At 67.3% G+C, this 21,714-nt stretch carries 23 protein-coding genes and 1 riboswitch; of the genes, 17 read left to right on the top strand and 6 right to left on the bottom strand.

What is annotated here, in order from left to right; genetic code table 11:
* Nucleotides 1-9 precede the first annotated feature (9 nt).
* The 3 genes from ML540_RS01010 to phoU all read left to right on the top strand — a co-directional run bounded on the left by ML540_RS01010 (nucleotide 10) and on the right by phoU (nucleotide 2,954).
* Entirely contained in the window at nucleotides 10-1,389 is a 1,380-nt protein-coding gene (locus tag ML540_RS01010) for a sensor histidine kinase (protein WP_243357944.1), read from the top strand.
* Between the two features lie 27 nt (nucleotides 1,390-1,416).
* Nucleotides 1,417-2,178, top strand: a complete 762-nt coding sequence (gene pstB / locus ML540_RS01005; RefSeq protein WP_243357943.1) for a phosphate ABC transporter ATP-binding protein PstB — start codon at nucleotides 1,417-1,419, stop codon at nucleotides 2,176-2,178.
* Nucleotides 2,179-2,285: 107 nt separating this feature from the next.
* Nucleotides 2,286-2,954, top strand: a complete 669-nt coding sequence (gene phoU / locus ML540_RS01000) for a phosphate signaling complex protein PhoU (RefSeq protein WP_243357942.1) — start codon at nucleotides 2,286-2,288, stop codon at nucleotides 2,952-2,954.
* A 6-nt stretch (nucleotides 2,955-2,960) separates the two neighbouring features.
* On the opposite strand, the gene fumC is transcribed toward phoU, so the two are convergent.
* Nucleotides 2,961-4,367: a class II fumarate hydratase gene (gene fumC / locus ML540_RS00995; RefSeq protein ID WP_243357941.1), complete on the bottom strand. Its 1,407-nt coding sequence runs from the start codon at nucleotides 4,365-4,367 to the stop codon at nucleotides 2,961-2,963.
* A gap of 179 nt (nucleotides 4,368-4,546) precedes the next feature.
* On the opposite strand from fumC, the gene cls reads away from it, so the two are divergent.
* From cls to ML540_RS00960, 7 genes are all read left to right on the top strand, one after another.
* Nucleotides 4,547-6,004, top strand: a complete 1,458-nt coding sequence (cls, locus tag ML540_RS00990) for a cardiolipin synthase (protein WP_243357940.1) — start codon at nucleotides 4,547-4,549, stop codon at nucleotides 6,002-6,004.
* 109 nt (nucleotides 6,005-6,113) lie between these two features.
* Nucleotides 6,114-7,265 carry an ABC transporter substrate-binding protein gene (locus ML540_RS00985; RefSeq protein ID WP_243357939.1) on the top strand — a complete coding sequence of 384 codons (1,152 nt, stop codon included), beginning with the start codon at nucleotides 6,114-6,116 and terminating at the stop codon, nucleotides 7,263-7,265.
* Nucleotides 7,266-7,317: 52 nt separating this feature from the next.
* On the top strand, nucleotides 7,318-9,900 hold the full coding sequence (locus ML540_RS00980; protein WP_243357938.1) for an ATP-binding protein: 2,583 nt from the start codon (nucleotides 7,318-7,320) through the stop codon (nucleotides 9,898-9,900).
* A 109-nt stretch (nucleotides 9,901-10,009) separates the two neighbouring features.
* On the top strand, nucleotides 10,010-11,233 hold the full coding sequence (locus tag ML540_RS00975) for an aminotransferase-like domain-containing protein (protein WP_243357936.1): 1,224 nt from the start codon (nucleotides 10,010-10,012) through the stop codon (nucleotides 11,231-11,233).
* A 90-nt stretch (nucleotides 11,234-11,323) separates the two neighbouring features.
* Nucleotides 11,324-11,968, top strand: coding sequence for a DUF4412 domain-containing protein (locus ML540_RS00970; protein WP_243357934.1), 645 nt, complete (start codon nucleotides 11,324-11,326; stop codon nucleotides 11,966-11,968).
* A 196-nt stretch (nucleotides 11,969-12,164) separates the two neighbouring features.
* Entirely contained in the window at nucleotides 12,165-12,596 is a 432-nt protein-coding gene (locus ML540_RS00965) for a MarR family winged helix-turn-helix transcriptional regulator (RefSeq protein ID WP_243357933.1), read from the top strand.
* 62 nt (nucleotides 12,597-12,658) lie between these two features.
* Nucleotides 12,659-13,228, top strand: a complete 570-nt coding sequence (locus ML540_RS00960; RefSeq protein ID WP_243357932.1) for a flavin reductase family protein — start codon at nucleotides 12,659-12,661, stop codon at nucleotides 13,226-13,228.
* Here ML540_RS00960 and ML540_RS00955 read toward each other — a convergent pair.
* Nucleotides 13,215-13,379, bottom strand: a complete 165-nt coding sequence (locus tag ML540_RS00955; protein ID WP_243357931.1) for a hypothetical protein — start codon at nucleotides 13,377-13,379, stop codon at nucleotides 13,215-13,217. The two genes, ML540_RS00960 and ML540_RS00955, sit on opposite strands and share 14 nt — an antisense overlap.
* A 9-nt stretch (nucleotides 13,380-13,388) precedes the next feature.
* Here ML540_RS00955 and ML540_RS00950 point away from each other — a divergent pair, with 9 nt between their 5' ends.
* Nucleotides 13,389-13,802: a hypothetical protein gene (locus ML540_RS00950; RefSeq protein ID WP_243357930.1), complete on the top strand. Its 414-nt coding sequence runs from the start codon at nucleotides 13,389-13,391 to the stop codon at nucleotides 13,800-13,802.
* Between the two features lie 8 nt (nucleotides 13,803-13,810).
* Nucleotides 13,811-14,167, top strand: a complete 357-nt coding sequence (locus ML540_RS00945) for a DUF488 domain-containing protein (RefSeq protein ID WP_243357929.1) — start codon at nucleotides 13,811-13,813, stop codon at nucleotides 14,165-14,167.
* Between the two features lie 17 nt (nucleotides 14,168-14,184).
* Here ML540_RS00945 and ML540_RS00940 read toward each other — a convergent pair whose 3' ends face one another.
* Nucleotides 14,185-14,601 (bottom strand): winged helix-turn-helix transcriptional regulator, encoded by a 417-nt coding sequence (locus ML540_RS00940; protein ID WP_243357928.1) that lies wholly within the window; start codon nucleotides 14,599-14,601, stop codon nucleotides 14,185-14,187.
* 127 nt (nucleotides 14,602-14,728) lie between these two features.
* Here ML540_RS00940 and ML540_RS00935 point away from each other — a divergent pair, with 127 nt between their 5' ends.
* Both ML540_RS00935 and ML540_RS00930 read left to right on the top strand, forming a co-directional pair.
* Complete coding sequence (locus ML540_RS00935; RefSeq protein ID WP_243357927.1) at nucleotides 14,729-15,346, top strand: flavodoxin family protein; 618 nt, start codon at nucleotides 14,729-14,731, stop codon at nucleotides 15,344-15,346.
* Nucleotides 15,347-15,361: 15 nt separating this feature from the next.
* A complete protein-coding gene (locus ML540_RS00930) occupies nucleotides 15,362-15,649 on the top strand; it encodes a putative quinol monooxygenase (RefSeq protein WP_243357926.1) in 288 nt (95 codons plus the stop codon).
* 44 nt (nucleotides 15,650-15,693) lie between these two features.
* Here ML540_RS00930 and ML540_RS00925 read toward each other — a convergent pair whose 3' ends face one another.
* Nucleotides 15,694-17,613, bottom strand: coding sequence for a potassium transporter Kup (locus tag ML540_RS00925; RefSeq protein WP_243357925.1), 1,920 nt, complete (start codon nucleotides 17,611-17,613; stop codon nucleotides 15,694-15,696).
* Between the two features lie 48 nt (nucleotides 17,614-17,661).
* A riboswitch (cyclic di-AMP (ydaO/yuaA leader) is annotated at nucleotides 17,662-17,795 on the bottom strand.
* Nucleotides 17,796-17,907: 112 nt separating this feature from the next.
* Between ML540_RS00925 and wrbA the strand changes: the two genes are divergently transcribed.
* Nucleotides 17,908-18,519, top strand: a complete 612-nt coding sequence (gene wrbA / locus ML540_RS00920; RefSeq protein ID WP_243357923.1) for an NAD(P)H:quinone oxidoreductase — start codon at nucleotides 17,908-17,910, stop codon at nucleotides 18,517-18,519.
* Between the two features lie 91 nt (nucleotides 18,520-18,610).
* On the opposite strand, the gene ML540_RS00915 is transcribed toward wrbA, so the two are convergent.
* Nucleotides 18,611-18,898, bottom strand: a complete 288-nt coding sequence (locus ML540_RS00915; RefSeq protein WP_243357921.1) for a helix-hairpin-helix domain-containing protein — start codon at nucleotides 18,896-18,898, stop codon at nucleotides 18,611-18,613.
* Nucleotides 18,899-18,928: 30 nt separating this feature from the next.
* Between ML540_RS00915 and ML540_RS00910 the strand changes: the two genes are divergently transcribed.
* Together ML540_RS00910 and cbiD are read left to right on the top strand one after the other, a co-directional pair.
* Nucleotides 18,929-20,296: a cobyrinic acid a,c-diamide synthase CobB gene (locus ML540_RS00910; RefSeq protein ID WP_243357919.1), complete on the top strand. Its 1,368-nt coding sequence runs from the start codon at nucleotides 18,929-18,931 to the stop codon at nucleotides 20,294-20,296.
* Entirely contained in the window at nucleotides 20,293-21,399 is a 1,107-nt protein-coding gene (cbiD, locus tag ML540_RS00905; protein ID WP_243357917.1) for a cobalt-precorrin-5B (C(1))-methyltransferase CbiD, read from the top strand. Before ML540_RS00910 ends, cbiD begins: the two co-directional genes overlap by 4 nt.
* On the opposite strand, the gene ML540_RS00900 is transcribed toward cbiD, so the two are convergent.
* The gene (locus ML540_RS00900) at nucleotides 21,387-21,692 is read right to left on the bottom strand and encodes a Dabb family protein (RefSeq protein WP_243357916.1); all 306 of its coding nucleotides are present in this window, start codon (nucleotides 21,690-21,692) and stop codon (nucleotides 21,387-21,389) included. The genes cbiD and ML540_RS00900 overlap by 13 nt on opposite strands.
* Nucleotides 21,693-21,714 lie beyond the last annotated feature (22 nt).

Below are 21,714 nucleotides of genomic sequence, written 5' to 3'. Positions count from 1 at the left end.
CCTTCCGTCATGGTCGATTTCGGCCTGCGCATCTTCGCCTCGCACCTCGTGGCCGGCTGCCTGGGGATGTTCGTCTTAAGCCGCGTCCAGACGGACACGGCGGGCGTCACCCTGGCCGTGGGCGTCACCGTGGCCGCGTCCGCCCTGTTCAGCTGGCTTCTGACCGTGCGCCAGGCCCGGTTCCTCCGCCAGGGCGCCGAGGTCATCAAGGCCGTGGGCGACGGCGACTATGGGCGCAGGCTGTGGCCCGGGTCCGGCATGGCCATGGAGGAGCTGGCCCAGAGCGTCAACGCCATGGCCAGCGGCATCGAAGCCCAGATCACCCTGCTGGCCGCCGAGAAGCAGCGCATCGAGACGGTGCTGGGCGGCATGCGCGAGGGGCTCATGGTGCTGGGCGAGGACGGACGCGTGATACTCACCAACAAGGCCCTGGAGGACAACTTCCCCCAGGCGTCCGGGGCAGTGGGCAGGCTGCCCATCGAAGCCTTGCCCTGCCCGGAACTCCAGACCGCCGTCGAAACCGTGCTCAACTGGCAGGACGCCACCCGCCCGGCCGTGGTCTCCATCCAGATCGAACCCGGCCAGGACCGCTACTTCGACGTGAGCCTGGTGCGCCCGAGCCAGCAGCAAACCGGACAAGGGGCCGGACTCGGGGCCGTGCTGGTCTTCCACGACCTCACCGAATTCAGGCGCCTGGACAAGGTTCGCCGCGACTTCGTGGCCAACGTCTCCCACGAGCTGCGCACGCCGCTGACCTCCATCAAGGGCTACGCCGAGACGCTTCTGGGCGAAAAAAAATTCCGCGAGGGCCAGGAGCGTCGCTTCCTGGACGTGATCGTGAAGAACGCCAACCACATGTCCAAGATGGTGGAAGAGCTCTTAAGCCTGGCGCGCATCGAGAACGACCGCCAGCCGCCGGTGAAGACCCGCATCAGGGCCGGCGAGAGCTTCCGCGCGGCCCTTCGCGAATGCGCCACCCTGGCCCGCGACCGGGACGTGACCGTGGAAAGCCTCCTGCCCGGAGACGGCCCGGAAATCATGGCCGACGCCTCCCAGCTGACCCAGGTGTTCCGCAATCTTTTGGAGAACGCCATCAAGTACGGCCCCGAAGGCTCCACGGTCACCGTCTCGCACCGGCCAGGCCAGGCGGACGTCACCTTCTGCGTGTCGGACATGGGGCCCGGGGTTCCCGAGGCGGAACGCCTGCGCGTCTTCGAGCGCTTCTACCGGGTGGACAGGCCGCGCGTGAAGGGCGAGGGCGGCACGGGCCTGGGGCTGGCCATCGCCAAGCACATCGTCGAGCGCCACGGCGGCCGGATCTGGGTGGAGCAGGCCCAGGACCGGGCCACGGGGGCGGCATTCTGTTTCAGCCTGCCCGAGGCGCTGTAAATCCGTATCGTTCACAAGGACCCACGCATGACGACCGCACCGAAAATGTCCGCGCGCAACCTGGACTTCTACTACGGCGAGTTCAAGGCCCTGCACTCGGTGAACATGGATATCCAGACCCATCAGGTCACGGCCCTCATCGGCCCGTCCGGATGCGGCAAATCCACCTACCTGCGGTGCTTAAACCGCATGAACGACCTGATCGACATCGCCCGGGTGGAGGGCAGCCTCACCCTGGACGGCCAGGACATCTACGCGGACGGCATCGACGTGGTGGAGCTGCGCAGGCGCGTGGGCATGGTCTTCCAGAAGCCCAACCCCTTTCCCAAGACCATCTTTGAGAACGTGGCCTACGGGCTTCGAGTCAACGGCATCTCCGACAACGCCTTCATCGCCCGCCAGGTGGAGAAGAGCCTCAAGCAGGCTGCGCTCTGGGGTGAGGTGAAGGACCGCCTGCACGTAAGCGCCCTGGGCCTCTCCGGCGGCCAGCAGCAGCGCCTGTGCATCGCCCGCGCCCTGGCGGTGGAGCCGGAAATCCTGCTCATGGACGAGCCCGCCTCGGCCCTGGACCCCATCGCCACCCAGAAGATCGAGGAGCTCATCCACGAGCTCAAGCAGAACCTGACCATCATCATCGTCACCCACTCCATGCAGCAGGCGGCCCGCGTCTCGGACATGACCGGCTTCTTCTACATGGGCAAGCTCGTCGAGATGGACCAGACCGAAACCATCTTCACCCGTCCGGCCAACAAGCAGACGGAAGACTACATCACCGGCCGTTTCGGCTGATGACCGAGGCCGCGAGCGCGCGGCCCCAAGCCACAATGACCGCCATCCCGGGACCAGCGCCCGGGGAGCAGCGCGCCCGCATGGCGGCGCCATATCAGGAGGGGCGCATGGACCCGAGATTTCAGAAGGAATTGGAGCAGCTCAAGGTCAAGGTACTCCAGATGGCGGCCTACACCGAGCGGGCCCTGGACAAGGCCCTGGCCGCCATCGTCAACCGCGATCCGGAACCGGCCCGCCAGGTGATCGACTCCGACCGCGAGATCAACGCCATGGAGTGCGAGGCGGACACCCTGTCGCTCAGGCTCCTGGCCCTGGACCAGCCCGTGGCCATGGACCTTCGGTTCATCATCTCCTGCATGCGCATGGTGGTGGACCTGGAGCGCATCGGCGACGAAGCCGTCAACGTGGCCGAGCAGGCGGTGCTGCTTTCCCAGGCGGCCCAGGGGCCGGTCATGCCCGATCTGGCCGCTCTGGGCGCTCAGGTGCTTTCGATGTACCGCATGGCCGTGCAGGCCTTCCGCGACCAGGACCCGGACCTGGCCCGGCAGGTGTGCGCCGCGGACTCCCTGGCCGACGAGCTGAACATGAAGGTGCTCAAGTCCTGCATGGACGTCGAATCGAACGTGTGCAACGCGCCCAGCCTGGACCGGGCCATCCGCACGGTCATGATGGCCCGCTCCCTGGAGCGCGTGGGGGACCTCTCCACCAACGTGGCCGAAGCGGCCATCTTCTGGGTGCGCGGGGTGTCCATCAAGCACCACTGCCAGCCGTTCTAGCCCCTCTCACTCCTTCCCGGCCACGTACGGCCGCACCATCCTCGAGGGCACCACCACCCGGTCGTATTCGGCCGCGTCCACGAAACCGAGCTCCAACGCCGCCTCGCGCAGGGTCAGGTCGTGCTCCATGGAGTGGTGGGCGATCTGCGAGGCCTTGTCGTAGCCGATCACCGGGGAAAGCGCCGTCACCAGCATGAGCGAGCGCTCCACGAAGCTTCCTATGCGCCGCTTGTCGGCCTCCAGGCCGTCCACCGCGTACTTGCGGAAGTTGGCCATGCAGTCCGAAAGTATCCGGATGGACTGCATGACGTTGTGGATCATGAGCGGCTTGTAGACGTTCATCTCCAGGTATCCCCCGGCCCCCCCCATGGCCACGGCCACGTCGTTGGCCATGGCCTGGGCCGAGGCCATGGCCAGGGCCTCGCACTGGGTGGGATTGACCTTGCCGGGCATGATGGAGGACCCCGGCTCGTTGGCCGGGAGCTTGAGCTCCGCGAAACCGGCCCGGGGGCCGCAGGCCAGCAGCCGGATGTCGTTGGCGATCTTGTAGAGGGCCACGGCCAGGGCCTTTATGGTCCCGGAGAGGTGGACCAGGGCGTCGTGGGAGCCCTGCACCGTGAACTTGTTGGGCGCGGTGACGAAGGGCAGCCCCGTGAGCTCCGCGAGGCGCGCGGCGGCCAGGCCGTCGAACCCCGGAGGGGCGTTGATGCCCGTGCCCACGGCCGTGCCGCCCAGGGCCAGGCGGCACACCCCGGGCAGGGCCTCAAGCAGGCGCTCCACGGCGTCATCCAGAAGGCCCGCATAGCCCGAGAACTCCTGCCCCAGGGTCAGGGGCGTGGCGTCCTGCAGGTGGGTGCGCCCGATCTTGATGATGTCCGCCCAGGCCTCCGCTTTCGCGGCGATCGCCTCGCGCAGTCCGCGCGCGGCCGGGATGAGCGAGCGGGCCGTGCCCAGGGCGGCGGCCATGTACATGGCCGAGGGGAAGGTGTCGTTGGAGGACTGGGACATGTTCACGTGGTCGTTGGGATGCACGGGCTTCTTGCTGCCGAGCGCCTCCCCGGCCATCTGGGAGCAGCGGTTGGAGATGACCTCGTTGACGTTCATGTTGAACTGGGTGCCGCTGCCGGTCATCCAGACGTGCAGGGGGAACATGCCGTCGTGGCGTCCGGCCAGGATCTCGTCGCAGACGGAGGCGATCATGGAAAGCCTGTCCGCGTCCAGGCGTCCCAGGGCGTGGTTGGCCTGGGCAGAGCCCTTCTTGAGGTAGGCGTACGCCTCGATCATCTCCGGGGGCATGAGTTCGCGCCCGATGCTGAAATGTTCCAGGGAGCGCTGCGTCTGAGCGCCCCAGAGCTTGTCCGAGGCGACCTTGACCTCGCCCATGCTGTCGGTTTCGACGCGGTAGTCCTGCATGTGGGCCTCCTGGCCGGAGCGCTCTGCGCGCTCGCAGGTGGGGATATTTCATGTTCCTGCACAACGGGGGCGGCCGTGTCAACTCCGGGCAGGAGCGGAGCGGATCCGGCCGCGCACGGCCGTGGCTTTCGCGGCCGGGACGTGCTACGCGGTCAATCACGGACTAAGGAGGCCCCGGCGTGATCGAAACGGATTTTGTGCGCACCCTCGAGTACATCCTGGTGTGGGTGCTGGCCGTTTTCCATACCGCGGGCGTGGCCTCCGCCGTGAACGCGCTTTTCTCCACGCGATCCTCCCAGGGGGCCATCGCCTGGGTCATGTCCATGATCACCTTTCCCTACGTGGCCGTGCCGCTCTATTGGGTCTTCGGGCGCGACCGGTTCGTGGGCTACGTGAGCGCGAGAAGAAGCGGCAGCCCGGAGCTGGACGCCCTGCGCCAGGAGCTGGCCCGCAACGCCGCCAACCCCGATCCGGCCGGGCGGCACCCCAGGGACCATCTGGCGGTGCTGGAGCACCTGGCGGGCATGCCCTTCACCAGCGGCAACGGAGTCTCCCTGCTGGTCGGCGGCGAGGCCACCTTCCAGGCCATCCACGAGGCCGTGGACCAGGCCCGGGACTACGTGCTGGTGCAGTTCTTCATCATCCACGACGACCAGGCCGGGCGGGAGCTCAAAAAACGCCTGGAAGCGGCGGCCATGCGCGGGGTGCGGGTCAAGCTCCTCTACGACGAGGTGGGCTGCCACGCCCTGCCCGCGGCGTATCTCACGGACCTGCGCCGCTCCGGCGTGGACGCACGCGCCTTCAACACCACCAAGGGATGGCGAAACCGCCTGCAGGTGAACTTCCGCAACCACCGCAAGATCGTGGTGGCCGACGGGCGCGTGGCCTTCGTGGGCGGCCACAACGTGGGCGACGAGTACATGGGGCGCAGCCGCCGCTTCGGCCCCTGGCGCGACACCCACGTCCGCTGCGAGGGCCCCGCGGCGGCCATGGTCCAGCTGTGCTTCACCGAGGACTGGTACTGGGCGGCGCTTACGCTGCCCGAGCTCGCCTGGGACTTCTCCCCGGCCCAGGGGCTCCCTGGCGACGGCGCGGACGTGCTGGCCCTGCCCAGCGGCCCGGCGGACACCCTGGAGACCTACACCCTGGCCTTCGTCCAGCTCATCGAGAGCGCGCGCAAGCGCCTGTGGATCGCCAGCCCCTATTTCGTGCCCGACCGGGAGGTCACGGCGGCCCTGCAGCTGGCGGCGCTTCGCGGCGTGGACGTGCGGGTCATGCTGCCAAGCAAGCCCGACCACCGCATGGTGTTTCTGGCCTCCTTCTCCTACTTTCCGGAGCTCGAACGCCAGGGGATCAAGTTCTACCGCTACCAACCGGGCTTCCTGCACCAGAAGGTGGTCCTGGTGGACTCGGACCTGGCCTGCGTGGGCACGGCCAACTGCGACACGCGCTCCTTCAGGCTCAATTTCGAGCTCACCATGGTGGTGGCCCAGAGGGAGTTCGCCTCCCAGGTGGAGGGCATGCTCGAGGTGGACTTCGCCCAGTGCTTCAGGGCCACCGCCTTCGACTACGAGGGCCGCTGGTTCGGCTTCAAGGCCGCGGTGCGCCTGGCCAGGCTCCTCTCGCCCATCCTGTGAGCGGCGAATGATCGAGAACCGGATATATTCACGAAAGGCCTTTACGCCCCAGCCTGTCCGGAATATCTTCCCCAACCATGAACGCCCTCTCTACCGGAGGCCCTGCGCCATGGTGATCCGCAGGATGCCCGTTCTGGCCGCCCTGCTTGCCTGGCTGACCTTCTTTCCGGCGCGCGTCGTGCTCGCCGAACCGGTCAGGATAGGGGTGGACATCCCCCTGACCGGGGCGGCCGCCGACATCGGCAACTACCTGCTCTGGGGGGTGGAGATCGCCCTGGAAGAGGCCAACCGCGAAGGCGGCGCGCTCGGCAGGGCGATCGAGGCCACCATCCTCGACGACGAGACCTCCCCGGACAAGGCGGCGGAAAACGCCACCCGCCTGATCGGCCAGGACAAGGTCGCGGCCGTGCTCGGCCCGGCAAACAGCGGCAACGCCCTGGCCATCATCCCCCTCATGCAGCAGGCGAGGAAGCCGCTCATGCTGCTCACGGCATCGGCCACCAAGCTGACTCTCATCTACCGGGACGCTCCCGAAAACTACATCTTCCGGGCCACCCTGCCCGACCGCGAACAGATCCGGGCGCTCATCGCCTGGGCCTCGGGGCAATTCTCGCGCATCGCCATCGCCTGCGACACCACCCCCTACGGCCAGCTGGCCAGGCAGGACATGGTGGACCTCCTGGCCGAGAAGGGCCTCTCCCCCGTGGCCGTGGTCCAGTTCGACCAGGGCGACCTGGACATGACCGCCCAGGCCAGGGAGCTTTCGCGCACTCCGGCCGAGGCCGTGGCCGTGCTGAGCCTTTCCCCCGAGGTGGCCGCCTTCGTGCGCTCGGCCGACGCCGTGGGCTACAGGCCCCGCTTCATCGGCCAGTACCCGTTCTTCCTGCGCTCGGTGAAGGACCTTCCCGTGCGCCTCTCCAACGGGCTCACCGGGGTGCTGGGCTCCGCCCCGGAGGACTCCCCCAAGGCGCGCGAACTGGACCACCTGGTGCGCAGCCGCTACCGCCACGAGGGCTACTACCCCTTCAAGTTCGTGGAAGCGGCCTACGAGGGGGCGAAGATCACCGTCCAGGCCATCCGCGCGGCCGGGTCAGAGGACGGCGAGGCCATCAGGCGGGCCCTGGAATCCCTGGAGCGTTTCGAAGGGGTCAGCCGGGTCTTCGAGCACCCCTACTCCAAGGACCGCCATGAGCTCTACCGGGCCGAGAACCTCTCCATCGGCGTCTGGCAGGACGGCGCCATCCGCAGGCTGGAGAAATGACCCCGCCCCGCCGCCGCAACAAGCGCCGCCTGGACGCCGGAGCGCAAGCGCCATGACCATCCGCCAGAAGGTGGTCCTCATCGCGCTGGCCACCTCGCTCTTCACCATCCTGGCCGGATGGGCGGCCGTGCGCTACCTGAGCCTTGCTGGCGTGGCGCGCATCGACCAGGAGCGCGCCTCCCACGACCTGGGCCGGGCAGCCAGCGCCCTGGACAACGAACTGGCCCACATGGACGCGGCGCTTCGCTTCAAGAGCGCCTCGGACATCACCTACCGCTTCGCCGCCGACCGGGACAAGCGCCTGGCGGCCAACTATTTCTCCTGGGAGGCCCTGTCCGGCGGAGGGCTCAACACGATGCTCCTCTACGACCCGGCAGGGCGGCTGCTGGAAGGGGCGGCCTACGACCTGAGCACCCGCGAGGCCATTCCCCTGGGCGAACTTCTGCGGGACGTGTCCGACGAGATCCGCCTGCCGGGCTCGGGAGGGCGTCCCCCCCGAGGCCGGGGCATCATCATGACCCCGGTCGGCCCCATGCTCATGTGCTGGCAGCCCGTGCTCAACTCCATGGGCATGGGAGCCTCACGCGGCACGCTGGTGGCGGGAAGATTCCTGGACGAGGCCCTGACGGCGGACATCGGCGAACAACTCAAGCTCGACTTCACGGCCATCCCCCTGGCCGCGGCCGACCCGGCCGTGGCCAGCAAGGCCCGGGAAGGGCTCCGCAACGGCGACCTGGACGTGTTCGGGGAGGCCACTCCGGAGAGCCTGACCGTGCACCGCGCCTTTCCCGACTTCCTGGGCGTCCCGGCCTTGCTGCTCACGGTGCGCCATCCCCGCTCGGACATCATCCCCCTGGAGCGGGCCATGTACCTGGCCCTGGTGTTCGTGGCCCTGGCCGGAACATGCTCCTTCGCGCTGAACATGACTCTTCTGCGCCGAGCCGTGCTCACGCCCCTGGAGCGCATCACCCGCCACATCAAGGGCATCCGGGACACCCGCGACCTGGGCAAGGGCCTGCCTCTGGACGGCACGGACGAGATCGCCGTGCTGGCCAGGGCCTTCAACGCCATGGGCACGGAGCTGGCCGGGGCCGAAGAGGGACTGCGCGCGAGCGAGGCCAAGTTCCGGTCGCTGTTCGCCTCCATGACCGAGGGCATGTGCCTGCACGAGCTCGTCCGGGACCAGGAGGGGACGATCCGCGACTACACGATCCTGGACGTGAATCCCGCCTACGAGCGCATCCTGGGCATCAGCCGCGAACAGGCCTTGGGGCGTCCGGCCTCGCGACTCTACGGCAGCGGCGAAGCGCCCCTCCTGGACGTGTATGCCAACGTGGCCTCCACCGGCGAGCCCGTCAGCTTCGAGATATTCTTCGCGCCCATGGAGCGGCACTTCCGCATCTCGGCCTTCCGCCCGGGTCCCGGCCTTTTCGCCACCGTGTTCACCGACACCACGGAAAGCAAGAAAACCCAGGAGGCCCTGGAACAGGCCCGCCAGACCATCCAGCACATCCTGGACTCCATGCCCTCCCCGGTCATCGGCGTGGACCGCGAAGCCCGCGTGGACTACATGAACGCCGCCGCCGAGGCCATCGCCGCCCCGCTGGCCGGCCCCTCGGCCGGAGAACCCCTGGCGCAGGCATTTCCCCAGCTCGAAGCCCACCTTGAATCCATCACCACCGCCCTGGCGGACGCGTCCTACACGCTCGTCCCCAGGCTCAAGCTGCCTTTTGACGGAGAAACGCGGCTGATCGACCTCCAGGTGTTCCCCATGCGCAAGGCGGGACAGGCCACGGGCGCGGTCATCCGCCTGGACGACGTCACCCAGCGCGTGCGCATGGAAGAAGTGGTGCTGCAGACGGAAAAGATGCTCTCCGTAGGCGGACTGGCCGCGGGCATGGCCCACGAGATCAACAACCCCCTGGGCGGCATCCTGCAAAGCGTGCAGATCATCAAGCGCAGGCTGGAAAAGGGCCTGGCCCCCAACGAGAGCGCCGCCCTCGCCGCCGGATGCCCCCTGGACTCGGTCAACGCCTACCTGGAGGAACGCGGCATACCGGCATTCCTCGACGCCATCCAGGACAGCGGTTCCCGGGCGGCGCGCATCGTGTCCAACATCCTGGAGTTCAGCCGCCGCAGCGAATCCAAGATGGCCGCCTGCCACCTCCCGGAACTCATGGATAAAGCCCTCGAGCTGGCCTCCAGCGACTACGACCTGGGCCGGAAGTACGACCTGCGCCTGATAGAGATCGTGCGCGAGTACGGCGACATGCCCCTGGTTCGCTGCACCCAGACGGAAATCGAGCAGGTGGCCTTGAACCTAATCCGCAACGCGGCCCAGGCCTTGGCCGGACGGCCCGGAGCCCGCATCACCCTGCGCCTGGCCCCCGAGGGCGAATACGTCCGTCTGGAAGTGGAAGACAACGGCCCCGGCATGGACGAGACCGTGCGCAAACGAGTGTTCGAGCCCTTCTTCACCACCAAGCCCCCGGGCCTGGGCACTGGGCTCGGGCTCTCCGTGTCCTACTTCATCATCACCCGCAACCACGGGGGATCCCTGAGCGTGGAGTCCGAGCCCGGGAAGGGGTCGCGGTTCATCGCGCGCATCCCTGTGGCCCCGGCCCTGCCCGTCTAGAAAGCCCCGGGGCCGGCCAAATCCTCCCGCCGCCGCGGGTTGTGCCCCGGCCCGAAGTGGCCTAAGAAACAATGCCCATCCGTCTATCCTCGAAATTTGGAGGCTTCCCGTGCGCCTAAGTGCCAGAATGTCCGGCGTCCGCCGCTCCTATATCCGCGAAATCCTTAAAGTCACCCAGAATCCGGAGATCATCTCCTTCGCGGGCGGACTGCCCAGCCCCGACCACTTCCCGGCCGAGGCCTTCGCCCGCGCCGCCGCCGACGTCCTCAGGGAGAACGGCCCCCAGGCCCTGCAATACTCCATCACCGAGGGCCACCCGCCGCTGCGCGAATTCATCTCCCGGCGCTACAAGGAGAAGTGGGGGCTGGACATCCCGGTGGACGAAATCCTGATCACCACCGGTTCCCAGCAGGGCCTGGACCTCATGGCCAAGGTGATGCTGGACGTGGGCGACGACGTGCTCATCGAGCGTCCCGGCTACCTGGGGGCCATCCAGGCGTTCTCGCTCTTCGGGGCCAACTTCCTCACCGCCGACCTGGGCCCCCATGGCGTGGACACGGCCCAGCTGGCCCAGCGCCTCAAGGACCGCCCCAAAATCTTCTACGCCGTGCCCAGCTTCCAGAACCCTTCGGGCATCACCTACGACGCGGCCACCCGCCGTGAAACCGCCCGCCTGATCGAGGACAGCGACACCATCCTTCTGGAGGACAACCCCTACGGCGAGCTGCGCTTCAAGGGCGAGGCCGTGCCCCCCATCCGGGCCTACCTGGACGGCTCGCGCATGGCCCTCATGGGCTCGTTCTCCAAGATCGCCAGCCCCGGCATGCGCATCGGCTGGATCGCCACCGGGCCGGAACTCATGCACACGCTGGTCACGGCCAAGCAGGCGTCGGACCTGCACACCTCCATCTTCGCCCAGCGCGTGCTGCACCGCTTCCTCGAGGACAACGACCTGGACGCCCACATCGCCGTGATCAAGAAGGCCTACGGCGAACGCCGGGACCTCATGGTGGACGCCATCATCCGCCACTTCCCCGAGGAGGTGCGCCGCACCGAGCCCGAAGGCGGCATGTTCCTGTGGGGCGAGCTGCCGCGCGGCGTGAGCGCGCAGGAGGTCTTCGCCAAGGCCATCGAACGCAAGGTGGCTTTCGTGCCGGGACTGCCCTTCTACGTGGACGGCACGGACAACGCCTTCCGCCTGAACTTCTCCAACTCCACGCCGGAGCGCATCGAGGAAGGCATCAAGCGCCTGGGCACCTGCCTCAAGGAAGTGCTGTCCGGCCCCTGCCGCGCGGCCGGAACCTGCGCCCCGGCCGCGGACCCCGGCGTCTGAAGCAAATGAGCGCTGCGCCCCCGCGACCGGCGGTCCGGGGGCGCGCGCAAACCGGCCGCACGCCACGCGGCCGCCATCCAAGGAGCACGCATGAAACCGCTGTGGAGCCTCCTGTCCGCCCTGGCCCTCTGCCTGGGCCTGTCCCTGGCCGCCCAGGCGGCCGAATTCTCCGCCGACATCGTCCGGACCATGGACGGCAAGCCCACGCTGGGCGGTGCCGGGAAGACCTACGTCAAGGACGACAAGATCCGCATGGAGACCACCGCGGAAGGGCATCGCCAGGTGATGATCACCAATCCCGCCGCCGGGAAAGCGTACATGCTCATGCCCTCGACCTTGAGCTACATCGAAATGCCCCTGGACCCCTCGCGGATGGGTCCGGAAGCCCTCAAGGAAGGCCGCGAGGACCTGGGCCAGTGGCGCACCGTAGGGCGTGAGACCGTGGACGGCTGGGACTGCGAAAAACGCGTCTTCGAATTCAAGGACAAATCCAAGGGCGAGATGACCGCCTGGTTCGCCGACAAGCTGGGGCATCCCATCAAGTCCATCGTCAAGGAAGGTTCCACAACCATGACGATGGAATACAAGAACATAAAGACCGGCCCGGTCGACCCCGCGCTGTTCTCAGTTCCCGCCGGATACCAGCGCCTGGCCATACCCGGAATGGGGCCCGGCATGGGCCAGGGCATGGGACAAGGCATGCCCGGCGGCAAGGGCCCGAAGCCCGGCATGTAGCCGCGCCCGCACCTGACAGACCAGGTTCCCGGATTGATCTCCGCGCCCCGGGCCACACGGCTCGGGGCGCGCGACCAGCCTTTTTTTCCCAGGCGACGCACGCCCGGGCCGGGCGTGCGTCGCCTGGGAAAGCTCCCTGCTCTTGACGCCCCCGCCTTCCCCTGATAGTTGCATGCGCAAGCAACAAGGAGCGCCCGTGGCCGATACCAAAACCCTGCTCGAATGCTGCCTCTATTTCACCGCCAACGCGCTGGCCCGCACGGTCACGCGCATGGCCGAGGCCGCCTTCGCTCCCACGGGCCTGTCGCCCTCGCAGGCCTTCCTGCTCATGCTGGCCATGGAGTCGCCGGGCGTGACCCCTTCCGAGCTGGCCGGGCGGCTGCATCTGGCTCCCTCCACCGTGACCCGCCTGGCGGACGGACTGGTCCGCTTGGGGCTCGTGGAGCGCCGCTCCCAGGGAAAGGCGTCCCACATCCACCCCACCGCCAAGGGAGAGTCCATGTCCCAAACCATCGGCGCGGCCTGGAAGACCCTGCACAGCGACTACTCGAAAATCCTGGGCGAACAGGAAGGGGCCGACATCACCAAGGCCATCCACCAGACCTGCCTGCGCCTGGACAACCCCTGACGCCCCTTTTTTTTACCCGTGAAATTTGCATGCACAAGCAACTAAACCAGGAGGACAGCACCATGAAAAAGGATATCGGGCCCGCCACCGCCATGTACCCGTCGCTCACCACCATCGTGGGGACCGTGGTGGACGGCCGCCCCAACTTCCTGGCTGTAGCCCACGTGGGCATCATGAACCACGGGCAGCCGCAGTACATCTCGGTGGGCATCAACAAGGGACACTACAGCCCTCGGGGCATCCACGAGCACGGGCAGTTCAGCGTGAACATCCCGTCGGAGGACCTCATGGTCGAGACCGACTACGTGGGCATCGTCACCGGCAAAAACACGGACAAGTCCCAGGTGTTCAAGCTGTACGCGGGCGAGCTCCCCCACGCGCCGCTCATAAAGCAATGCCCGGTGGCCATGGAATGCCGCCTGCACCAGGTGGTGGACTTCGAAAAACACGAGGTGTTCATCGGCGAGATCGTGAAGACCTGGGCGGACGAGTCCGTGCTCACGGACAAGGGCCATGTGGACCCGGCCAAGGTGCGCCCGCTGCTCTTCGACATGGGCACGGTCTCTTACTACGGCATCGGCCCGGCGCTCGGGGGCTGCTGGAACGTGGGCAAGAAGCTCAAGAAGGGATGACCCTGATCCTGGCCTGCATCAGGCGAAGCGGCGAGGCTCCCCGCATGGCGGGGGCCTCGCAGGCCCACCATTGCCTGCCCGCCCTGGCCCTTCCCGGGGCTTGCCCGCAAGCCCGGAAGTTTCCCTTGATGGCGGCCGGGATCAGGAGCATACGGGCCTCATGATCCGAGCAACCTTCCATTCCCTGCCGCGCCCCCGAAGCGCGGCCCTGGCCGTGGCCCTCCTGGCGGCTCTTCTCGCCGCGTCCGCCCAGGCGCGCGAGATCAAAAAGCCCCTGCGCTTCGAGCGCGGGGCCTCATCGGCCACGGTGCAGGGCGCGGTGGTCCGGGGAGACCGGGACGCATACGAGTTCAAGGCATCCTCCGGGCAGGCCATGGACGCGGCCGTCACCGCCCTGGAGGAGAACGCGGCCTTCGTCATCCGCGCCCCGGGAGGCCGGACGCTGCCCGGCGCGGGAGAAACCGACGACGCGGTGGTCTGGAAGGGCGCGCTGCCGGCAACCGGGACCTACCGGATCGAAGTGGGGGGCACGCGGGGAAACGCCGAGTACACCCTCACCGTGTCCATCCATTGAGGCGCGCCATGCTCGCCGTGAAGCGCATCTACGACCCGGCCTCGCCGGGCGACGGCAAACGCTACCTGGCGGACCGCATCTGGCCCCGGGGCGTGAGCAAGGGCGAGGCCGCCCTGGACGGCTGGCTCAAGGAGCTGGCCCCTTCGGCCATGCTGCGCGCCTGGTTCAACCACGAACCGGACAGGTGGGAGGAATTCAAACGCCGCTACCTGGAAGAGCTGTCCACTTCGGAGGCGGCCCGGGCGGCCGCCGTTCTCAGGGAACAGGCCGCGCGGGAGACGGTGACGCTCCTGTTCGCGGCCAAGGACACGCAGCGCAACAACGCCGTGGCCCTGCGCGGCTTCATCGAGAACGGGGAAATATAGGGCCCCGTGCCCGGCTCCTACTCCCCGGACGCGCGAGCCACTTCCTGTCCGGCATGTTCATAGCCCTCGCCCGAAAAGAGCTCCGCGCCGCCCATGCGCTGTTCGTAGACCGCCCCCCAGTCCCGCAGCTCCCTGAGTATCGGCACCAGCCCCTGGCCCAGGTCCGTGAGCGAATATTCCACGCGCGGGGGCACTTCGCGGTACACCTCGCGGTGCACGATGCCGTCCACTTCCAGCTCGCGTAGCTGCCGGGCCAGCATGCGCTCGGTGACCGCTCCGATACTGCGGCGCAATTCGCTGAAGCGCATCACCCCGTCGGTGGCCAGATGGTAGAGTATCACCGGCTTCCACTTGCCGCCCATCACCTGGAGGGTCAGCTCGAAGAAGCAACGGTAGGTCTTGCCGTTCAATTCCTTGGTCCTGCAGGGCTGCATGCTCGCGTTCTCCACTATACAGCGTGTAAGTATGGCACATTCCGGACAGTACTTGCGTTTGTCGCCGGTTGGCCGCATATGTCGCACATACCAAGGACCGTCAAGGGACCCCAAGGAGGAAAGAAGCATGAAAGTCGTGGCCATAAACGGCAGCCCCCGTAAGGGCGGCAACACGGAAACCCTGTTGCGCGAGGCTTTGAAACCCTTGCAGGCCGCCGGCTGGGAGAGCTCGTTCATCCAGCTGGGCGGGGCCAAGATCAGGGGCTGCATCGCCTGCTACAAGTGTTTCGAGAACAAGGACGCGCGCTGCGCGGTCAAGACCGACGTGGCCAACGACTGCCTGGCCGAGATCTTCGCGGCCGACGCCGTGATCATGGGTTCGCCCACCTACTTCACCGATGTCACCGCCGAGCTCAAGGCGCTCATCGACCGCGCGGGGCTGGTGGCCATCGCCAACGGCGGGCTGCTGTACGGCAAGATCGGCGCGGCGGTGATCGCGGTGCGGCGCGGCGGCGGCACCCACGCCTACGACAGCATCAACCACATGTATTTGATGTCGGGAATGGTCGTGCCGGGCTCGTCGTACTGGAACCTGGGCTACGGGCTCAATCCAGGCGACGTGGGCGGCGACGCCGAAGGTCTTCGCAACATGCACCACCTGGGCCAGTCCATCGCCTGCCTGGGCAAGGCGCTGGCGACCGTCAAGGGCGAATACCCCGGCATGCCCGCCGGGGGCGAAGGCTGATCCGGGGAGGATGCCATGAACCATGTGAACGTGGCGGCGACCATCACCGCCAAGCCCGGCCGAGAGGCCGAGGTGGAGGCCATCCTGACGGGGATGGTTGCGCCCTCGCGCAAGGACCCCGGCTGCGTGTCGTACGTGCTGCACCGTTGCCTGGACAACGCGTGCGTGTTTGTTTTCTTCGAAGAGTGGGAGAGCCGCGAACTGCTCGGACAGCACCTGGAGACCCCGCACCTGCTGGCCTGGAGGGCCAAAGCGCCCGAGCTGACGGTTTCGATGGATGTGAAGGTGCTGGAAAAAATCTGACAAAAACGGGGAGCGCGGCTTTGCGCGCTCCCCCCATCTCTTCTCTACAACTCCACCTGGTTGCCCAGCTCCACCACCCGCCCGGGCGGCAAATTGAAGAACGACGTGGCGTTCCAGGAGTTGCGCGACATGAACACGAAGAGCTTCTTGCGCCACGAGGCCATCTTAGACGGCCCCGAAGTGAGCAGCGTCTCGCGCCCCAGGAAGAACGACGTGGAGTAGACGTCCAGGGAAAGGCCCTGCTGGGTGGCCAGGTCGAGGATCTCGGGCATGCTGGGGGTTTCCATGAAGCCGTAGCGCGCCACGATGCGGTGGAATCCCTGTCCCAGGTCGGTGATGGTCAGGCGCTCCTCGCTTGCCACCTGGGGCACCTCGGCCGAGGCGATGGAGAGCAGGATGATCTGTTCGTGCAGGGTGCCGTTGTGCTTGAAGTGGTGCAGCAGCGTATGGGGCACGCCCACGGGCGAGATGGACATGAACACGGCCGTGCCGGCGTTCCGCTGCGGCTGGTATTCGGCGATGTCCTTGAGGAAGATGTCGAGGGGCATGCGCGCCGCCTCGTAGTGGCGCGAGAGAAGCGCCCGGCCGTCGCGCCAGGTGATCATGACGATGAGGATGGCCAGGGCGATGCTCACGGTGATCCAGCCGCCGTCCACGATCTTGAGCAGGTTGGCCCCCAGGAACGAGCCGTCGAAGGCCAGGAAGATCGCCAGCAGGGGCGCGCTTTTCCACAGGGGCCATTTCCAGTTCACGCGCGTGACCTCGAAGTACATGAACGAGGTGATGGCCATGGTGGCGGTGACGGCGATGCCGTAGGCGGCTGCCAGGCGGCTCGACTCCTTGAAGACCAGCACCAGGGAGATGCAGGCGATCATGAGCATCCAGTTGACCGTGGGCAGGTATATCTGCCCGATGGCCTCCCTGGAGGTGTGGATGATGTGCATGCGCGGGGTGAAGCCCAGCTGGATGGCCTGCTGGGTGAGCGAATACACGCCCGAGATCATGGCCTGGGAGGCGATGATCGTGGCGAAGGTGGACAGGGCCACCATGGGGTAGAGCAACGTCTCCGGCACCAGGGCGTAGAAGGGGTTCACGTTGGCGATGTCCGGATTGTCGAGCAGCAGCGCGCCCTGGCCGTAGTAGTTGAGCACGAGCCCCGGCAGGACGATGCCGTACCAGGTGAGGCGGATGGGGATGCGCCCGAAGTGGCCCATGTCCGCGTAGAGAGCCTCGCCGCCGGTGATGCACAGCACCACCGAGGCCAGGGCCACGATGCCGTGAATGTGGTTCACGGCGAAGAAGTGCACGGCGTGCGCGGGGTTCAGGGCGGTCAGGATCTTGGGCTGGTGGGCGATGGCGGCCACGCCGAGCCCGCCGATGAGCAGGAACCACGCCACCATGACCGGCCCGAACACCTTGCCGATGGTGGCCGTTCCGTGCTTCTGCATGAAGAAGAGGCTTATCAGCACCAGGCAGGTCAGGGGCACAACGTAGTCGGCGGCCGCGTCCGTGGCCATGTTCAGGCCTTCGATGGCCGAGAGCACGGAGATGGCCGGGGTGATCACCCCGTCGCCATACAGGAGGGCCGCTCCGAAAGCCGCGAGCACCGTCAGGAAGGACCACCACTTGCCCTTGCTCACCGGGCTTCCGCGCAGCATGGCCAGCAGGGCGTAAATGCCGCCTTCGCCCTTGTTGTCGGCGCGCATGATGAAGACGACGTACTTGAGCCCCACGACGCACATGAGCGACCAGAACACCAGGGACATGATGCCCAGGATGTTGGCGTGGTTGGGCTCCACGGCGTGCATCCCGGAGAAGCATTCCTTGACGGTGTAGAGGGGGCTGGTGCCGATGTCTCCGTAGACCACGCCCAGCGCGGCCAGGGCCAGCGAGGCGGTCTGGGCGGGGGTGCAGGCGGCGTGGTGCCCGTTGTGGGAATCTTCGGGCAGGGAACAGGGACGCATGCGATAGGCCTCCGGATAATCAAAGGGGGAATTCCCCGGATCGGTCCGGAGCGCTCCCTTCGATGCCTGCGGGGTTAGCTGACGGGCTCGGGCCGAAAGGTGCCCTACGCGGATAAACGCGATTCGCCCCGTTGAAATGGGTCCCCCGTTCCCGCGCAAGCGGGATTCGGCAGTGTGCGATAGGGCCTGACTACCGCCGCCGGAGGCGCCGCGTCAACAACAACCGGTGCTTCACTTTTTGTCGTTTTCGTCTATGCATGTATCCTGAATCTGAAAAAGAAAAAGGAGAACTGCATGAACGTCCTTATTCCCTATTATTCCATGTACGGCCATATCCGAGCCATGGCCAAGGCCGTGGCCGAAGGCGTATCGCAGGTGGCGGGTGCGGTGCCCCTGCTCCGCCGCGTCCCCGAGACCCTGTCCGAGGCGGTGCTGGCCAAGATGGGCGCCCTGGACGCCCAGAAGGCCCAGGCGGACGTCCCGGTATGCACCGTGGACGAGCTGGCCAAGGCCGACGCCATCATCTTCGGCACCCCCACCCGCTTCGGCAACATGTGCGGCCAGATGCGCCAGTTTCTGGACGCCACGGGCGGCCTGTGGATGCAGGGGGCGCTGGTGGGCAAGGTGGGCTCGGTGTTCACATGCTCCGCCACCCAGCACGGCGGGCAGGAATCCACCATACTCTCCTTCCATGTGACGCTCCTGCACCAGGGCATGGTGATCGTGGGCCTACCCTACGCCTACCAGGGGCAGATGGGCGTGGAGGAGGTCAAGGGCGGCTCTCCTTACGGCGCCAGCACCATCGCCGGAGCCGACGGGTCGCGCATGCCCTCCGAGGCCGACCTGGCAGGAGCCAGGTGGCAGGGCAGGCACGTGGCCGCCATCGCGAAGAAATTGGTGGCGTAAGAGAAAGAGAAGAAGAGAAAGGCAGAAGAGAAGATTGGGGGAAACCTTTTGTGAACAAAAGGTTCTCCCCCAAACCCCCTTCCAAAAAACTTTAATGGGGTTTTGGGAGGCGGGCGTCCTTCCAGGTCCACCAGAGGAGCTTTTGCGGGTCGCGCAGGTGCGGCGGGGTCTTGGCGAAGTAGACGGCCGAGCGGAACACGTAGAGCACGCACCGGTCCATCTTGCCCCCGGCCATCACGCGCAGGCGCTCGTACATCTCCTCCGGGTCCTGGGCGGCCAGTCCCTCCAGGGTGCGGATGCCCAGGTCCCACAGGTCGCGGGCCATGGCCGGGCCGACGCCCGGGATGGTCCGCAGGAGCTTTTCGGTCTGCTTGTCCATGCGTGAGTGTTCCCCTATCATCTGCGGGCCATGACCAAAAGCCTGCTCATCTCCGGCACCCATTCGGGCTGCGGCAAGACCTCGCTGACGCTGGGACTTTTGGCGTCCCTGGCCCGCAGGGGCTTTCGTTGCGCGCCCTTCAAGACCGGGCCGGATTTCATCGACCCCGGCCTGCACGCCCTGGCGTGCGGGCGGATCAGCCATAACCTGGATTCCTGGATGCTCCCCGAGGCGGCCAACCGGGAAATATTCGAAAGATATTCGGCGGGCGCGGACGTGGCCGTTGTGGAAGGAGCCATGGGACTCTTCGACGGGGCTTCGGCCACGAATGAAAAAGGCAGCGCCGCGCACATGGCCAAGATGCTGGGGATACCGGTCCTTCTGGTGCTGGACGCCTCGGGCATGGCCCGCAGCGCCGCCGCGTTGGCCTCGGGGTTCGCCCGGTTCGACCCGGAACTGACCCTGGCCGGGGTGGTCTGCAACCGCTCCGGAGGGCCGGGGCACCGGGAAATGTTGCGCGAGGCCATCGAGGACGCGGGGATTTCCGTGCTGGGCTGCCTGCCCAAGGCCTCCGATCTGGCCATGCCCTCGCGCCACCTGGGGCTGGTCACGGCCCAAGATCTGGACGCCCGCCCCGGCTGGATGGAACGCCTGGCCGACTGGGTGGAGGCCGGAGTGGACGTGGATGCGTTACTGGCCTCGCTGCCGGACACCGGAGGCATCGCGCCACAGCCCGAGGGCGAGGCTCGCCCGCGCGTGCGCCTGGGCGTGGCCCGGGACCGGGCCTTCTGCTTCGCCTACGCGGAAAACCTGCGCCTTCTTGAATCGGCCGGGGCCGAACTCGTCTTCTTTTCGCCTCTGGCGGACCAGGGCCTGCCGGCGGACCTGGACGGACTGTACCTGCCGGGAGGCTATCCCGAGCTGCACGCCGGGACGCTCTCCGCCAACGCCGCCATGCTCCAGGATATCCGGAATTTCTGCGCCTCGGGCAGGCCGGTCTACGCCGAATGCGGCGGGTTCATGGCCTTGATGGAGTCCGTGCGGGACGCGCAAGGGCGCGAGTGGCCCATGGCCGGGGTGTTCCCCTGCCGGGCCGCAATGGGCCAGCGCTTCGCCGCCCTGGGCTACCGGGAGGCCCGCTTCACTGCCGACACCCCCCTGGGTCCCGCCGGGACCACGGCTCGCGGCCACGAATTCCACTATTCGAGCCTGGAGGCCGCGCCGGACGCGCCCGCCGTCTATGCGCTCTCGGGCCGCAAGGGGATCATCGAGGCCCAGGAAGGGTTTCTCTCCGGCAACACCCTGGCCAGCTACGTGCACCTGCACTTCGCCTCCAACCCTGACATCGCCGGATTTTTCGTGGCGGCCATGGCCTGCGGCCGGAAGGCACGCCCGTGAAGAAACACCGCGAAACCCCGTGCCTGCGCCAGGGCTTCACCACCGGCTCGGCGGCCGCCGCGGCGGCCAAGGCGGCCCTGGAGTTCCTGCTCACCGGCCGGAAAAAGGCCCACGTGGACATCCCCCTGCCCACGGGCGGGCGGCTTCAGGTCGCGGTGGCGTCGGTAGGCTTCCTGGATGAAGGGCGGGCCAGGGCCGTGGTGGTCAAGGACGCCGGGGACGATCCGGACGCCACCAACAGGGCGCGCATAGCCTGCCTGGCCGAACTCGTCCCCGGCGAGCCCGGCGCGGTGGCGCTGGAAGGCGGCCGGGGCGTTGGGCGCGTCACCAGGCCGGGGCTGCCCGTGCCCGTTGGCCAGGCGGCCATCAACCCGGCCCCGCGCGCCCAGATCGTCCAGGCGGCACGCGAAGCCATGCACGCCGCAGGACACTCCGGCGCCGCGAGCCTGGTGATCGAGGTGGAGGACGGCGAGGCCATGGCCGCACGCACCCTGAACCCGCGCCTGGGAATCCTCGGCGGAATCTCCATCCTTGGCACCCAGGGCATCGTGAAACCCTTCAGCCTGGACGCCTGGAAGGCCACCATCGACTCGGGGCTCGAGGTGGCCCGCGCCAGCGGCGCGGACACGGCCGCGTTCGCGACCGGGCGGCGCAGCGAGCGCATGCTCATGGAGCTTCTGCCCGAGTTGCCGGAGGTATGCTTCGTCCAGGCGGCGGACTTCTTCGCCTACTCCATCGAGCGGGCCGCGCGGCTGGGATTTGCCGGGATTGTCTGGGGATGCTACTTCGGCAAGCTGGTGAAGATGGCCCAGGGGCTTGCCTACACCCACGCCCACGAGGCCCCGACGGATTTCGAGGCCTTGGCACGCCTGGCCGGGCGGGCCGGCGCGGACGAGCACGTCTGTCGGGAGGTGGCCGGGGCCAACACGGCCCGGCACGCCCTGGAGATCGTGCCCGAAGGGGCCGTGCGACGGCGCTTCGCGGCGCTCACGGCGCAAGGGGCGGTGGCGGCGGCCCGCTCCTTCGCCAAGGACGGGCCGCGCCTGCGGATATGTTGTTTCGGATTCGAGGGCGGTCTGCTGGCCGAGGCCTACAGCTCGTAATCGATGACCCGGCGTTCGGCCACCACGCTCTTGACGAACTCCACCACCTTCAGGTGCTCGGGGTGGACGGCGTAGGTCTTGAGGTCTTCCTTGGTCTTGAAGGCCGTGTACAGGACGATGTCCGTTTGCGGCACGGACTCGAACACGCCCGAGGTGGCAACTTCGAGTTCCACCACGCCGGGCACCTTGGAGGGCAGCTCCTCCAGCAGGGCCTTCATTTTGGACAGGTTCTCGGCCTTGGATTTGCCCAGAGCTTCGTCCTTCAAGGTCCACATGACGATGTGCTTGATCATGGCGCGTCCTTCTGTTTGATTT

This window comes from Fundidesulfovibrio terrae (genome assembly GCF_022808915.1).
Classification (GTDB): domain Bacteria; phylum Desulfobacterota; class Desulfovibrionia; order Desulfovibrionales; family Desulfovibrionaceae; genus Fundidesulfovibrio; species Fundidesulfovibrio terrae.
Note: the sequence above shows the minus strand (reverse complement) of the source record. Positions and strands in the feature narration are given on the sequence as shown.

Coding starts and splice junctions, on each gene's coding strand:
- ML540_RS00900 (WP_243357916.1), bottom strand. CDS start 21,692: ATGATCAAGCACATCGTCATGTGGACCTTGAAGGACGAAGCTCTGGGC.
- wrbA (WP_243357923.1), top strand. CDS start 17,908: ATGAACGTCCTTATTCCCTATTATTCCATGTACGGCCATATCCGAGCC.
- fumC (WP_243357941.1), bottom strand. CDS start 4,367: ATGCAGGACTACCGCGTCGAAACCGACAGCATGGGCGAGGTCAAGGTC.
- ML540_RS01010 (WP_243357944.1), top strand. CDS start 10: ATGGTCGATTTCGGCCTGCGCATCTTCGCCTCGCACCTCGTGGCCGGC.
- ML540_RS00915 (WP_243357921.1), bottom strand. CDS start 18,898: ATGGACAAGCAGACCGAAAAGCTCCTGCGGACCATCCCGGGCGTCGGC.
- ML540_RS00930 (WP_243357926.1), top strand. CDS start 15,362: ATGAACCATGTGAACGTGGCGGCGACCATCACCGCCAAGCCCGGCCGA.
- ML540_RS00940 (WP_243357928.1), bottom strand. CDS start 14,601: ATGCAGCCCTGCAGGACCAAGGAATTGAACGGCAAGACCTACCGTTGC.
- ML540_RS00945 (WP_243357929.1), top strand. CDS start 13,811: ATGCTCGCCGTGAAGCGCATCTACGACCCGGCCTCGCCGGGCGACGGC.
- ML540_RS00935 (WP_243357927.1), top strand. CDS start 14,729: ATGAAAGTCGTGGCCATAAACGGCAGCCCCCGTAAGGGCGGCAACACG.
- ML540_RS00985 (WP_243357939.1), top strand. CDS start 6,114: ATGGTGATCCGCAGGATGCCCGTTCTGGCCGCCCTGCTTGCCTGGCTG.
- ML540_RS00925 (WP_243357925.1), bottom strand. CDS start 17,613: ATGCGTCCCTGTTCCCTGCCCGAAGATTCCCACAACGGGCACCACGCC.
- pstB (WP_243357943.1), top strand. CDS start 1,417: ATGACGACCGCACCGAAAATGTCCGCGCGCAACCTGGACTTCTACTAC.
- ML540_RS00960 (WP_243357932.1), top strand. CDS start 12,659: ATGAAAAAGGATATCGGGCCCGCCACCGCCATGTACCCGTCGCTCACC.
- phoU (WP_243357942.1), top strand. CDS start 2,286: ATGGACCCGAGATTTCAGAAGGAATTGGAGCAGCTCAAGGTCAAGGTA.
- ML540_RS00950 (WP_243357930.1), top strand. CDS start 13,389: ATGATCCGAGCAACCTTCCATTCCCTGCCGCGCCCCCGAAGCGCGGCC.
- ML540_RS00955 (WP_243357931.1), bottom strand. CDS start 13,379: ATGCTCCTGATCCCGGCCGCCATCAAGGGAAACTTCCGGGCTTGCGGG.
- ML540_RS00910 (WP_243357919.1), top strand. CDS start 18,929: ATGACCAAAAGCCTGCTCATCTCCGGCACCCATTCGGGCTGCGGCAAG.
- ML540_RS00980 (WP_243357938.1), top strand. CDS start 7,318: ATGACCATCCGCCAGAAGGTGGTCCTCATCGCGCTGGCCACCTCGCTC.
- ML540_RS00970 (WP_243357934.1), top strand. CDS start 11,324: ATGAAACCGCTGTGGAGCCTCCTGTCCGCCCTGGCCCTCTGCCTGGGC.